Raw genomic sequence first — 11,671 nt, 5'->3', positions numbered from 1 at the left:
TGATTCGTTCCCGTGGCGCCAGCGGATTCCCTCCCGCGGCGCGCCGCGCACGCCGACTACCCTGGAGACGTGATCCTCGGCATCGACACCTCCCTCGGTACGGCGCTCGCCGTGGTCGACCCCGACGGGGTCGTGCGTGCCGAGGTCTCCAGCGACAACCCGCTCGGGCACGCCGAGGTCATCGGCGACTTGCTCCGCAGCGTCCTGGATGCGGCGGCCACCACGGCGGCCCACGGCACCGGTCTGCCGGCCGCGGGCGACGACGCGATCACCCATGTGGCGGCCGGCATGGGCCCCGGCCCCTTCACCGGGCTGCGCATCGGCATCGCCGCCGCCCGGACGTTCGCGCTCGCGCGGGCGCTGCCCGTCGTCCCCGTGCCGAGCCACGACGCGGTCGCGCTGGGCGTGCTCCTGGCGGCGGCGATGGAGGACGCCCTGCCTGGCCGTTTCGCCGTGGTCACCGATGCCCGGCGGCGCGAGTTCGCGTACACCGTGTACTCCGGGCTGGACGACGACGGCCTCCCCATCCGGGATGCCGAGCCCGCCCTCATCCCGCGCGATCAGCTCGACGCGCGGCTGGACGACCTCGCCGCGATGCGGCTCGACGCCACCGCGATCCCCGCTTCGCTGCTCGCCCTCGCGGCGGCCCGGGCCGTCGCCGCCGGGCGCACGCTGGCCACGAGCGAGCCGCTGTATCTGCGTCAGCCGGATGTGACCATGCCGCACGCGCCGAAGAAGGTGGGCGCATGATCCGTGACGCCGTCGCCGCCGATCTCGACGCCATCATGCGCCTCGAGCGCATCAGTTTTCCGACCGACGCCTGGAGCGAGGCGATGATGCGCGAGGAGCTGGCGTCGCCGCACGGGCACTACATCGCGCTCGAGCACGGCGGCGTCCTCACCGGCTACGCGGGGCTCCGTGCACCGCGGGGCGGTCGCGACGGCGACATCCAGACGATCGCCGTGGCCGAGGCGGCGCGGGGTCGGGGGAGCGGGCGCGCGTTGCTGCGCGCCCTGCTCGCCGCGGCCGCGGAGCGGGGCGTGCGCGAGGTGTTCCTCGAGGTGCGCGACGACAATCCGGTCGCCCAGCGGCTGTACGCGTCGGAGGGCTTCACGGAGGTGGGCCGGCGTCCCCGGTACTACCAGCCCGACGACGTCGACGCACTCGTGATGCGGGCCGACATCCCGGCGTGGGCGGCAGCGTCCGCGTCCGCAGGCGCCGCCTCATCCGACGCCGCAGCTTCATCCGCCGCAGAAGGGACGGAGGTCCGATGAACACCGCGGAACCCCTGGTGCTGGGGATCGAGACCAGCTGCGACGAGACCGGCATCGGCATCGTCCGTGGCAGCACGTTGCTGAGCAACACCATCGCGAGCTCGATGGACGAGCACGCCCGCTACGGCGGCGTCGTGCCCGAGGTCGCCGCACGTGCGCACCTCGAAGCCCTGCAGCCCGCCATCGAGGCGGCGCTGGACGAGTCCGGCGTGACGCTGGCCGACATCGACGCCGTGGCCGTCACCTCCGGTCCCGGCCTGGCCGGCGCCCTCATGGTCGGCGTCGGAGCCGCCAAGGCGCTCGCCGTGGGGCTCGACCGCCCGCTCTACGCCGTCAACCACCTGGTGGGCCACATCGCCGCCGACATCCTCGATCCCGACGCGGCTCCGCTGGAGTACCCGACCGTGGCGCTGCTGGTGAGCGGCGGCCACACCGCGCTCCTGCTGGTGCGCGATCTCACGACCGACGTCGAGCTGCTCGGTGAGACGGTCGACGACGCGGCGGGCGAGGCCTTCGACAAGGTCGCCCGCATCCTCGGTCTGCCCTACCCGGGCGGTCCCGAGATCGACCGCGCTGCGGCCGACGGCGACCCGACCGCCATCCGCTTCCCGCGCGGGCTTTCGCGCGCCTCCGACATGGCCGAGCATCGCTACGACTTCTCGTTCTCGGGGCTGAAGACCGCGGTCGCGCGGTATCTCGAGCAGACCCCGGATGCGTCGGTGCCCGACGTGGCGGCCTCGTTCCGCGAGTCGGTCGTCGACGTCCTGGTCACGAAGGCGCTCGACGCCTGCGCCCGGCACGGCGTTCCCCGCCTGCTGCTGGGCGGCGGCGTGATCGCCAACCGGCGGTTGCGCGAGGTGGCCCTCGCGCGCGGCGAGGCGGCCGGCGTCACCGTGCGCATCCCGCCGCTGCGCCTGTGCACCGACAACGGCGCGATGATCGCCGCCCTCGGTGCGCGTCTGATCATGTCGGGGCGTGCGCCGTCGACGCTGGCCTTCGGGGCGGACTCCACCCTGCCGGTGACCGAGATCCAGGTCGCCGAGGACCCCGCCGCCGAGGACCCCGCCGCCGAGGACCCCGCCGTCGAGAGGCCCGGAGCCCTCGCATGAGCGAGCAGGACGGCATCCGCGGGATCCCGTCGCCGCCGCCCGTCGACCCGGATGACCCGGCGGCGCAGCCGTTGCTCGCCGCCGCGGCCGCCTGGGAGGACAGCCGCCGCGCCGACGACGCACCCGCCGGGGACGCGCCGCCGCCCGTGCCGGTTCCGGTGTTCCCGGTGGTCGCACGGCTCGAGGCGCCATCGCCCGACGTCGTCGTGCCGACCGACGAGTCCGCGCTCCCCGGTGCGCACCGCGGCGGTTTCTCGCGCGCCCCCACCGCTCCGATCGAGATCGGCGCGCAGGTGGAGGGGCCGCAGGAGTTCGTGCCCACGACGCGGACCGTGGTGGTGCCCGATGACGCCGCTCCGCCGATGAGCCTCGCGGTGCTGTCGATCGGGTTCGCGGTCGTCGGACTCATCGTGTCGTTCGTCGTCGGCTGGGGCTTTCCGCTCGGCATCGTGGCGGTCGTGCTGGGGGTGCTGTCGCTGCGGCGCCTCGTCGAGAGCCGCCCGTTGGCGGTCTGGGGGATCGTGCTCGGCGTGCTGTCGCTCGTCTACAGCGGCGGCTGGCTGGTGTGGGCGGCGTACCGCTCCGGCATGCTCGGCTGACGCCCGGCGTCAGCTCACGCGATCGGCGAGCAGCGCCGTCCGGCGGTCGCCGATGCGCGTGATGAACAGCGTCGCCTGCTGGTCGCCCTTCAGCTTCAACCGGGTGCGCAGCTGCGCCGGGTCGACGTCCACGCCGCGCTTCTTGATCTCGAGTCGTCCGATGTCGCGCTCGCGCAGGGCCCGCGCGAGCTTCTTCTCATCGGCGGGCAGCGTCTCGCGCACCCGGAAGGACTGCACGAAGGGGCTCGTGAGGGCGGCGTCGGACGTGAGGTAGGCGATGCGCTCGTCGAGCATGCCGGCATCGAGCGAGCGGGCGACGTCTCCGATCAGACGGGCGCGGATGACGGCGCCCTCCGGCTCGTGCAGGAACTCGCCGAGCTCGCGCACCGGGGCGTCGGGTGCATCGGCCGCGGCCGTCATCTCGTGCGCCTCGTCGCCGCGCAGCACGAGCGCGGCTCGGCGCACGCCCTCGCGGGCCAGCGACCCGCTCCACAGCACCAGCTCGATCGTCGAGCCGTCGACGCTGATCCACTGCGCCTCGGCATGCGCCGGGATGTCGGCGCGCTCGAAGCCGGGACCGAGCTTGATCCCGGTGGGCAGACGGTCGGCGAGCGCGAAGGCCCAGTCGAGCGCGGGCGTGAAGTCCTCGGCGCGCAGGCGCTGCGTGTGGTCGCCTCCTGCCGTGCGGCGCGCCGGGTCGAGCCAGACCCCGTCGACGTCGGCGAGGTCGGTGTCCTCGGCGAGGGCATGGTGCACGTGCGCGAGGTCGCCGAAGGGGGCGAGGTTGTAGGCCGCGACCGCAGCGGTGGCCTCGTCGGCGTCGACCGCGGTCACCTCGATGCCGAGCGCGGCGAGCCCGAGCGCGTCGCCGCCGATGCCGCATCCGAGATCGGCCACATGGGCGAGTCCCGCCTGGCGGAATCGCCCGGCGTGGCGCGCGGCAATGCCCAGGCGCGTGGCCTGTTCTAGGCCGGCGCGGGTGAACAGCATCCGATCGGCGAAGGGTCCGAACTTGGCGTGTGCCCGGCTGCGCAGCCGCGCCTGGGCCACCACAGCCGACACCAGCTCGGGGGAATGCCCGGCAGCGCGCAGACGGCTGACGGCCGATGCCACGGCCGTCGTCGAGTCGACCGTCCCCAGCTCGTCGACGAGGCGCAGGCCCTCCGGGGTGAGCAGGGTGCGCAGCTCGCTCATCTCCATGCGATCAGCCTACGGTGACGCTGTGTTGGCACTCGCGTTGCACGAGTGCCAGTCCGCCTCTAGACTTGTCATTAGCACTCTCGGTGTGAGGGTGCTAACAGAGTCTTCCGTTTCACGAAGCGAGAAAGAAGAGGTAGACCGTGTCGGTTTCCATCAAGCCGCTCGAGGACCGCATCGTCATCCAGCAGGTCGAGGCCGAGCAGACCACCGCGAGTGGCCTGGTCATCCCCGACACCGCCAAGGAGAAGCCCCAGGAGGGCGAGGTCGTGGCCGTGGGCCCCGGCCGCATCGACGACAACGGCAACCGCGTTCCGCTCGACGTCGCCGTGGGCGACCGCGTGATCTACAGCAAGTACGGCGGAACCGAGGTCAAGTTCGGTGCCGACGAGTACCTCGTGCTCTCGGCTCGCGACGTCCTCGCTGTCGTCGTTCGCTGACACCCTTTCGAAGGGCCCGGTCGTTTCGGCGACCGGGCCCTTCGGTGTTCGCGCTCCGTGTGCGGGCGCGGACCTAGGCTGAGGGGATGACCTCTGCTGCGCCCGGCGAACGCGTCGTGGCCGGCGGCCTGTACGCCTCGGGGGCCTACGCCCTCTGGGGCGTCCTGCCGCTGTACTTCCTGCTGCTCGCGCCCGTCGGCCCGTTCGAGATCGTGGGATGGCGCATCCTCTTCTCGCTCGTCTTCTGCGCGCTGCTGATCGCGGTGACGCGCGCCTGGCGCCCGCTGCTGGCGATCATGCGCCAGCCGCGGCTGCTCGCGCTCACTGCCCTCGCCGGCGTCCTCATCTTCATCAACTGGCAGACCTACCTGATCGGCACCCTGAGCGGGCATGTCATCGAGACCAGCCTCGGGTACTTCACGAACCCGATCGTGACGGTGCTCCTCGGAGTGCTCGTGCTCCGCGAGAGGCTCCGTCCCGCCCAGTGGGCGGCCATCGCGCTCGCCGCCGCGGCTGTCGTGGTCATCGTCGTCGGCTACGGCTCCGTGCCGTGGATCGCCCTCATCCTCGCGTTCTCGTTCGGGTTCTACGGCCTCGTGAAGAAGAAGATCGGGCCGTCGGTGGATGCGGTCAGCGGCCTGACCCTCGAAACGCTCTGGCTCTCGCCGGTCGCCGTGGTGCAGCTCGCGGTCGTGGCGTCCACCGGCGGTCTGCTGATCGGTGCGCTCGGACCCGAGAAGGCGGCCCTCCTCGCCCTCGCGGGCGTGGCCACCGCCATCCCGCTGCTGCTGTTCGCCGCCGGTGCCCGGCGCGCGCCGCTCACCCTGCTGGGCATCGTGCAGTTCATCGCGCCCATCCTGCAGTTCCTCATCGGCTGGTGGCTGCTGGGCGAGCAGATGACGGTGGGGCGCTGGATCGGCTTCTCGCTCGTGTGGGCCGCGCTCGTGCTGCTGACGGTGGACTCGATCTGGGCGTCGCGTCGCTCCCGACGGTCCCGAGTCTCGGCGCCCGCGGCATCCGATGTCACCGATCTGACCTGACATCTCGCGGAAAAGTCGCAAATCGGTAACGATCGGCCCACGAAACGCATCGTTAATCAACGGCAACATTCCCGAGACGAAGCCGCGGCTAGGTTGGTGGCACCCGACGTCGACGACGAAGCCGACGTCCTGACATCAAGGAGCAACATGAGCCCCATCACGCGTCCGCGCGCCGGCAGGATCCTCGGCGGTATCGCCGCGGTCGGCGTCGGTGCACTCCTGCTGGCCGGCTGTTCCGGCGGCGGTAGTGATCCCAGCACCACCGAGGCATCGGGGGCCGACTTCCCGATCGACTGCGACGCAGCCGCGCCCGCGTCGTACACCCCGGAGTACGCGTCGACCTCCGAGGGCCCGGGAACGGACCTCACCTACAAGATCGGTACGGCCCTGCCCGTCACCGGTAACCTCGCCTTCCTCGGCCCGCCCGAGATCTCGGCGACCGACTACGCCGCCTCCGAGGTGAACGCCGCTGCCAAGGGCATCACGATCGACCTCATCCAGGGCGACTCGGGCGACACCGACAACAAGGCCTACGAGACCGAGATCCCGCGTCTGCTGGGCGAGGGCGCCACCGCCATCGTCGGCGCCGCCTCCTCCGGCACCTCGCTGCAGTTCATCGACCAGGTGATCGCGGCGAACGCCATCCAGTTCTCCCCGGCCAACACCTCGGCGGCCTTCACCGGCTACAAGGACAACGGCCTGTACTGGCGCACCGCGCCCTCCGACGTCCTCCAGGGCGAGGTGCTCGGCAACCTGGTCGCCGCGGACGGCAACGAGACGCTCGGCATGATCGTCCTGAACGACGCCTACGGCACGGGCCTGGCCTGCTTCACCAAGGCCGCGTTCGAGGCCGCCGGCGGCGAGGTCGTCGCGACGTCGCTCTACAACACGGGTGACACCAACTTCTCGGCCCAGGTCGAGGACGTCCTCGCGTCCAACCCCGACTCGATCGCGCTCATCACGTTCGAAGAGGTCAAGACGATCATCCCCGAGCTGATCGGTGCGGACTTCCCGGCCGACAAGCTGTACTTCGTCGACGGCAACCTGGCCAACTTCGGCGAGGACTTCGAGGCGGGCACGCTCGCGGGCGCCAAGGGCACCTACCCCGCGGTCGACCCCGACACGATCACCACGTTCCGCGACAACCTGCAGGCCTACTGGACCGGCAAGGGCAACGCGGCGCTCGAGGACTACACCTACGCTCCGGAGTCGTTCGACGCGGTCATCCTGCTCGCGCTGGCCGCTCTCGAGGCCGGTTCGACGGCGGGCCCGGATGTGGCTGCGCACCTGCAGCAGGTCTCGGGTGGCACCGGTGACGGCACCAAGTGCACGACGTTCGCGGAGTGCGCCGACATCATCATCGCCGGTGGCGTCGCCGACTACGACGGTGTCTCCGGTCCGATCACCTTCGATGAGGTGGGCGACCCCACGGAAGCCTCGATCGGCATCTTCCAGTACGGTGACGACAACAACTACGAGTTCCTGAACGTCGGCTGACCCCGCGCGAAGGACTGAGGCCCCGGTCTTCGGACCGGGGCCTTTCTCGTGCCCGCCCCCGCCCGATCCCGCGCTGCCCGGCACGCGCCCCATCCGCTGCCGCCCACCCGCCCCATCCGCTGGCCGTGTTCTCGGAGATTCCGTCGTTTCTCGGAGGTTCCGCGCGGATAGCTCCGAGTTGGGGGCGATTCTCCGAGAACCGTGCCCGCGCCTCGTCACCCGACACGCGCCACATCGCTGCCACCCACACACCCCATCCGTGGCCGTGTTCCCGGAGATTCCGTCGGTTCTCGGAGGTTCCCAGCGGGAAAGCTCGGAGTTGGGGGCGATTCTCCGAGAACCGGAACGGTTGGCGCCGCCCGCACGCGCCCGCGCAGACGACGACGCCGGCACCCTGGGGAGCCGGCGTCGTCGTGGTGGGGCGGGGCGTCAGGCGCCCAGGGTGCCCAGGTACAGTCCGATGACCTTGGGGTCGTTCAGCAGCTCGCGGCCGGTGCCGGTGTAGGCGTCACGGCCCTGATCGAGCACATAGCCGCGGTCGCAGATCTGCAGGCAGCGGCGGGCGTTCTGCTCGACCATGATCGTGGTGACGCCGGCCTTGTTGATCTCCGACACCCGCAGGAACGCCTCATCCTGTCGCGACGGCGAAAGGCCGGCGGACGGCTCGTCGAGCAGCAGGATGTGGGGATCCATCATCAGGGCGCGACCCATCGCCACCATCTGGCGCTCACCGCCCGACAGCGAGCCGGCCCGCTGGCCCAGACGCTTGCCGAGGTCGGGGAACACCGACGTGACGAAGTCGATGCGCTCCTTGACGGCCTTGGGGCGCTGGTAGGCGCCCATCTGCAGGTTCTCCGCGATCGAGAGGCTCGGGAAGACGTTGTTGGTCTGCGGCACGAACCCGACGCCCTTGGCGACGAGCTTGTTGGCGCGCAGGCCCGTGATGTCCTCGCCGTTGAGCAGGACGGATCCGCCCCGCACCTTCACCTGGCCGAAGATGGCCTTCAGCATGGTCGACTTGCCGGCGCCGTTCGGGCCGATGATGCCGATCAGCTCGCCCTTGGCCGCCGTCAGGTTCGCGCCGTTGAGGATGTTCACCCCCGGCAGGTAGCCGGCGACGACATCGTTCAGTTCCACGACGTTCGTGCTCATCGGCCGTCCTCCCGCTTCTCGGACTCGTCGGCGTTCGGTTCGCTCTCGGCCGCGATCACCTGGTCGAGCTCCTGCGCGACCTCGGCGAGCTCCGCGCCCTCCGCGGTCAGCGTGCCCTCGTGGCGCCCGGTCACGACACCCAGGTCGACGTCCTGGTGCGCACCGAGGTACGCGTCGATCACGGCCTGCTCCTTCATGACCGCGTCGGGCGGGCCCTCGGCCACGACCTTGCCCTCGGCCATGACGACCACCCAGTCCGCGATGTGGCGGACCATGTGCATGTCGTGCTCGACGAAGACGACCGTCATCCCCAGATCCTTCAGATCCAGGATGTGGTCGAGGAGCGACTGGGTGAGGGCCGGGTTGACGCCGGCCATGGGCTCGTCGAGCATCACGAGCACCGGGTCGCTCATCAGCGCGCGTGCCATCTCGAGGAGCTTGCGCTGACCGCCCGACAGGCTGGCGGCGAAGTCCTTCTCCTTGGCGTCGAGCTTGAAGCGGGCCAGCAGATCGCGGGCCTTCTCCTCGATCTGCGACTCCTGCTTGCGCCAGACGAAGGGGAGGATCCCCGACCAGATGTGCTCGCCGGTCTGCTTGGGCGCCCCCAGCTTCATGTTCTCGAGCACCGTCAGCAGGCCCAGCGACTTCGTCAGCTGGAAGGTGCGCACCTGCCCCATCCGCGCGGTCTTGTACGCGGGGATGCCGGCGAGGTTGGTGCCGTCGAACGACCAGCTGCCCGCGTTCGGCTTGTCGAAGCCGGTCAGCAGGTTGAACAGGGTGGTCTTGCCGGCGCCGTTCGGGCCGATGAGCGCCGTGATGGCGTTGCGGGGGATCTCGAGGTGCTCGACGTCGACGGCGGTCAGACCGCCGAAGATCCGGCGGACGCCGTCGATGACGATGATGGGATCGACCTTCTCGACCCCCGGACGGATCTCTCCCTTGTGCAGGCCGGTGGCCTTCGCACGGGGAGTCGGTGGCAGTGCCTCAGCGGACAAAGGTCAGCTCCTTCTTGCTTCCGAGGATGCCCTGCGGGCGGAAGATGACCAACAGCATCAGCGCGACGCCCACGAGGACGAAGACGAGCATCTGACTCTGTTCGGTCGTGAGGAACGGCAGCCAGCCGATGTTCACCAACGCCGGCAGCAGGTTCGACAGGAACGCGCGGACGACCCAGAACAGCACGGCACCGAGGAGGGGGCCGAAGATGGTCGCGGCGCCTCCCAGCAGCAGGGCCGTCCAGATGTAGAACGTCTGCGACGTCACGTACACGTTGGGGTTCACGTTGGTGCCCATGGCGGTCACGATGCCGCCCGCGGCGATGATCACACCGCCGACGATGAGGGCCTGCATCTTGAACGCGAAGACGTTCTTGCCGAGCGAGCGCACGGCGTCCTCGTCCTCACGGATGCCGCGGATCACACGACCCCAGGGGCTGCGCATGAGGAGCCACACCAGCACCATGACGATCGCGATCGTGATGAGGCCGACGATGATGACCCACCACTGGTCGGACTGATAGGTCCAGGGTCCGATGCCCCAGCGCCCCGGAGGGAGCGGATTGCTGGCACGGAACCCGGCCTGGAAGCCCGAGAGCCCGTCGGCCGAGCCGGTGTAGTTGCGGAACGCGGAGGTGAGGAACAGCAGACGCAGCACCTCGGCGGCGGCGATCGTCACGATCGCCAGGTAGTCGCCGCGCAGGCGCAGGGTCGGGATGCCCATGACGAGCGCGAAGATGACCGACGCCAGCAGCCCGATCACGATCGCGAGGGGCCACGGGGCCGCGAACGTCGTGATCGAGATGGCGAAGCCGTACGCGCCGATCGCCATGAAGCCGGCGACGCCCATGTTGAGCAGTCCGGCGAACCCGAAGTGCACCGACAGGCCGATGGCCGCCAGGACGTATCCCAGGGTGGCCGGGGCGAGGATCTGCGCCAGGGTGTTGGACAGGATCTGAAGGATGTTCACGAGGCCGTCCTAACCGATTCGCTCGCGGCGTCCGAGGATGCCCTGCGGACGGAACAAGAGGATGACGATCAGCACGACCAGGGCGCCGACGTATTTGAGGTCCGACGGGATCCACAGCGTCGACACCTCGACGAGCAGTCCGACGATGATCGAGCCCACCAGGGCGCCGAACGCGGTGCCGAGGCCGCCGAGGGTGACGGCCGCGAACACGAGGAGCAGGATGCTGGTTCCCATGTCCCACTTGATGCCGGGTCGGAAGTAGGCCCACAGCACACCGGAAAGGCCGGCCAGCGCCGCGGAGACGACCCACACGACGCGCACCACCGCGTCGACGTCGATGCCGCTGGCGGCGGCGAGCGACGGGTTGTCCGACACGGCGCGCGTGGCCCGGCCGATGCGGGTGCGCATGAGCCACCAGGCGAACGCCGCGATCACGACGACCGAGACCGCCATGCTGATGACGTCCGTCCAGGTGAGGCGGATGGGGCCGAGCCCGGGGATCGACGCGGTCGCCCCTCCCGGGAGCTGCTGGGTGCCGCCGCCGATGAACATCTGGTAGACGTAGCGCAGTGCCAGCGACAGACCGATCGAGACGATCATGAGTTGGACCGTGCCGATGCCTCTTCGCCTGAGTGGTCGCCAGAGCCCGGCGTCCATCGTCAGGCCGAAGAGCGCCGAGGCGACCACCGCCAACGGGATCGCGATCCAGATCGGCACGTCGAGCCCGACGGAGAAGAGGAGTGCCGCCAGGGCGCCGAAGGTCACCATCTCGCCGTGGGCGAAGTTCGACAGCCCGGTCGTGCCGAACACGAGCGACAGGCCGATGGCGGCGAGAGCCAGCATGAGCCCGAAGTTGAGACCGTTCACGGCGCGGGATGCCAGTTGGTCCCAGAACCCGACGGTCACGCGCTCCGCGGCTTCGAGTGTGAAGTTGCGGGTGATCGTGTTGGTCGCGCCGAACTCGACCTCGATGCTCGTCTCGAAGCCGTCCGGGACGCTCGCCCCGGAGGGGAGGCTGTCCGCGTCGAGCTCGACGGTGTAGGCGCCGTCCTTGGTGGGCACTCCGACGCGCCAGCTGCCGTTGGCCTCCGTCGTCGCCTCGCCTTCGAAGTCGGCTCCGGTCACGGTGACGACCGCGCCTTCCACGGGTTCACCGCCGGTGCGCACGTTTCCGGCGATGGCGAAGGGGAAATCCTCTCCGGCATCGTCGGTCGCAGCGACCGCGGGGGACGCGATTCCAAGGAGCGCGACGACGGCGAGAAGACCTCCGAGAAGGATCCGCAACACCCGCCCACGGTTTCTGGATCGGTGGGATGTCTCAGTGGACGCCACTGGCACCTCCTGTTGGGACTCGCACGCGAAATGCGGTCGGCATCGGCATTGACGACGACGCTACGA

General features: G+C 70.2%; 12 protein-coding genes. 7 read left to right on the top strand and 5 right to left on the bottom strand.

Annotated elements, in window-relative coordinates:
• Positions 1-69 precede the first annotated feature (69 nt).
• Genes tsaB through AB0N73_RS03635 form a run of 4 tightly spaced genes read left to right on the top strand, consistent with a single transcriptional unit; the run spans position 70 to position 2,982 of the window.
• Positions 70-750 (top strand): tRNA (adenosine(37)-N6)-threonylcarbamoyltransferase complex dimerization subunit type 1 TsaB, encoded by a 681-nt coding sequence (gene tsaB / locus AB0N73_RS03650; RefSeq protein WP_363560469.1) that lies wholly within the window; start codon positions 70-72, stop codon positions 748-750.
• Positions 747-1,274 carry a ribosomal protein S18-alanine N-acetyltransferase gene (rimI, locus tag AB0N73_RS03645; RefSeq protein ID WP_363560467.1) on the top strand — a complete coding sequence of 176 codons (528 nt, stop codon included), beginning with the start codon at positions 747-749 and terminating at the stop codon, positions 1,272-1,274. The genes tsaB and rimI overlap by 4 nt, the downstream gene beginning before the upstream one ends.
• Complete coding sequence (tsaD, locus tag AB0N73_RS03640) at positions 1,271-2,383, top strand: tRNA (adenosine(37)-N6)-threonylcarbamoyltransferase complex transferase subunit TsaD (protein WP_363560465.1); 1,113 nt, start codon at positions 1,271-1,273, stop codon at positions 2,381-2,383. Before rimI ends, tsaD begins: the two co-directional genes overlap by 4 nt.
• Positions 2,380-2,982 (top strand): DUF4190 domain-containing protein, encoded by a 603-nt coding sequence (locus AB0N73_RS03635; protein ID WP_363560463.1) that lies wholly within the window; start codon positions 2,380-2,382, stop codon positions 2,980-2,982. Before tsaD ends, AB0N73_RS03635 begins: the two co-directional genes overlap by 4 nt.
• Before the next feature lie 9 nt (positions 2,983-2,991).
• On the opposite strand, the gene AB0N73_RS03630 is transcribed toward AB0N73_RS03635, so the two are convergent.
• On the bottom strand, positions 2,992-4,182 hold the full coding sequence (locus tag AB0N73_RS03630) for a class I SAM-dependent methyltransferase (protein ID WP_363560461.1): 1,191 nt from the start codon (positions 4,180-4,182) through the stop codon (positions 2,992-2,994).
• 140 nt (positions 4,183-4,322) lie between these two features.
• On the opposite strand from AB0N73_RS03630, the gene groES reads away from it, so the two are divergent.
• The 3 genes from groES to AB0N73_RS03615 all read left to right on the top strand — a co-directional run bounded on the left by groES (position 4,323) and on the right by AB0N73_RS03615 (position 7,156).
• A complete protein-coding gene (gene groES / locus AB0N73_RS03625) occupies positions 4,323-4,619 on the top strand; it encodes a co-chaperone GroES (protein WP_047543013.1) in 297 nt (98 codons plus the stop codon).
• An 86-nt stretch (positions 4,620-4,705) separates the two neighbouring features.
• Positions 4,706-5,659, top strand: coding sequence for an EamA family transporter RarD (gene rarD, locus AB0N73_RS03620; RefSeq protein WP_363560459.1), 954 nt, complete (start codon positions 4,706-4,708; stop codon positions 5,657-5,659).
• A 147-nt stretch (positions 5,660-5,806) separates the two neighbouring features.
• Entirely contained in the window at positions 5,807-7,156 is a 1,350-nt protein-coding gene (locus AB0N73_RS03615; protein ID WP_363560457.1) for an ABC transporter substrate-binding protein, read from the top strand.
• A 429-nt stretch (positions 7,157-7,585) separates the two neighbouring features.
• On the opposite strand, the gene AB0N73_RS03610 is transcribed toward AB0N73_RS03615, so the two are convergent.
• Genes AB0N73_RS03610 through AB0N73_RS03595 form a run of 4 tightly spaced genes read right to left on the bottom strand, consistent with a single transcriptional unit; the run spans position 7,586 to position 11,557 of the window.
• Complete coding sequence (locus AB0N73_RS03610; RefSeq protein WP_363560455.1) at positions 7,586-8,308, bottom strand: ABC transporter ATP-binding protein; 723 nt, start codon at positions 8,306-8,308, stop codon at positions 7,586-7,588.
• Positions 8,305-9,303: an ABC transporter ATP-binding protein gene (locus AB0N73_RS03605; RefSeq protein WP_363560453.1), complete on the bottom strand. Its 999-nt coding sequence runs from the start codon at positions 9,301-9,303 to the stop codon at positions 8,305-8,307. The genes AB0N73_RS03610 and AB0N73_RS03605 overlap by 4 nt, the downstream gene beginning before the upstream one ends.
• Positions 9,293-10,273: a branched-chain amino acid ABC transporter permease gene (locus AB0N73_RS03600; protein ID WP_363560451.1), complete on the bottom strand. Its 981-nt coding sequence runs from the start codon at positions 10,271-10,273 to the stop codon at positions 9,293-9,295. Before AB0N73_RS03600 ends, AB0N73_RS03605 begins: the two co-directional genes overlap by 11 nt.
• 9 nt (positions 10,274-10,282) lie before the next feature.
• Positions 10,283-11,557, bottom strand: coding sequence for a branched-chain amino acid ABC transporter permease (locus AB0N73_RS03595; RefSeq protein ID WP_363560593.1), 1,275 nt, complete (start codon positions 11,555-11,557; stop codon positions 10,283-10,285).
• Positions 11,558-11,671 lie beyond the last annotated feature (114 nt).

The sequence above is a fragment of the Microbacterium sp. NPDC089189 genome (assembly GCF_040685095.1).
Taxonomy (GTDB): Bacteria; Actinomycetota; Actinomycetes; order Actinomycetales; family Microbacteriaceae; genus Microbacterium.
The sequence above is the reverse complement of the archived record's forward strand: the minus strand, read 5'-3'. Positions and strand labels throughout refer to the sequence as shown.

Coding starts and splice junctions, on each gene's coding strand:
- AB0N73_RS03610 (WP_363560455.1), bottom strand. CDS start 8,308: ATGAGCACGAACGTCGTGGAACTGAACGATGTCGTCGCCGGCTACCTG.
- rimI (WP_363560467.1), top strand. CDS start 747: ATGATCCGTGACGCCGTCGCCGCCGATCTCGACGCCATCATGCGCCTC.
- tsaD (WP_363560465.1), top strand. CDS start 1,271: ATGAACACCGCGGAACCCCTGGTGCTGGGGATCGAGACCAGCTGCGAC.
- rarD (WP_363560459.1), top strand. CDS start 4,706: ATGACCTCTGCTGCGCCCGGCGAACGCGTCGTGGCCGGCGGCCTGTAC.
- AB0N73_RS03615 (WP_363560457.1), top strand. CDS start 5,807: ATGAGCCCCATCACGCGTCCGCGCGCCGGCAGGATCCTCGGCGGTATC.
- AB0N73_RS03630 (WP_363560461.1), bottom strand. CDS start 4,182: ATGGAGATGAGCGAGCTGCGCACCCTGCTCACCCCGGAGGGCCTGCGC.
- AB0N73_RS03635 (WP_363560463.1), top strand. CDS start 2,380: ATGAGCGAGCAGGACGGCATCCGCGGGATCCCGTCGCCGCCGCCCGTC.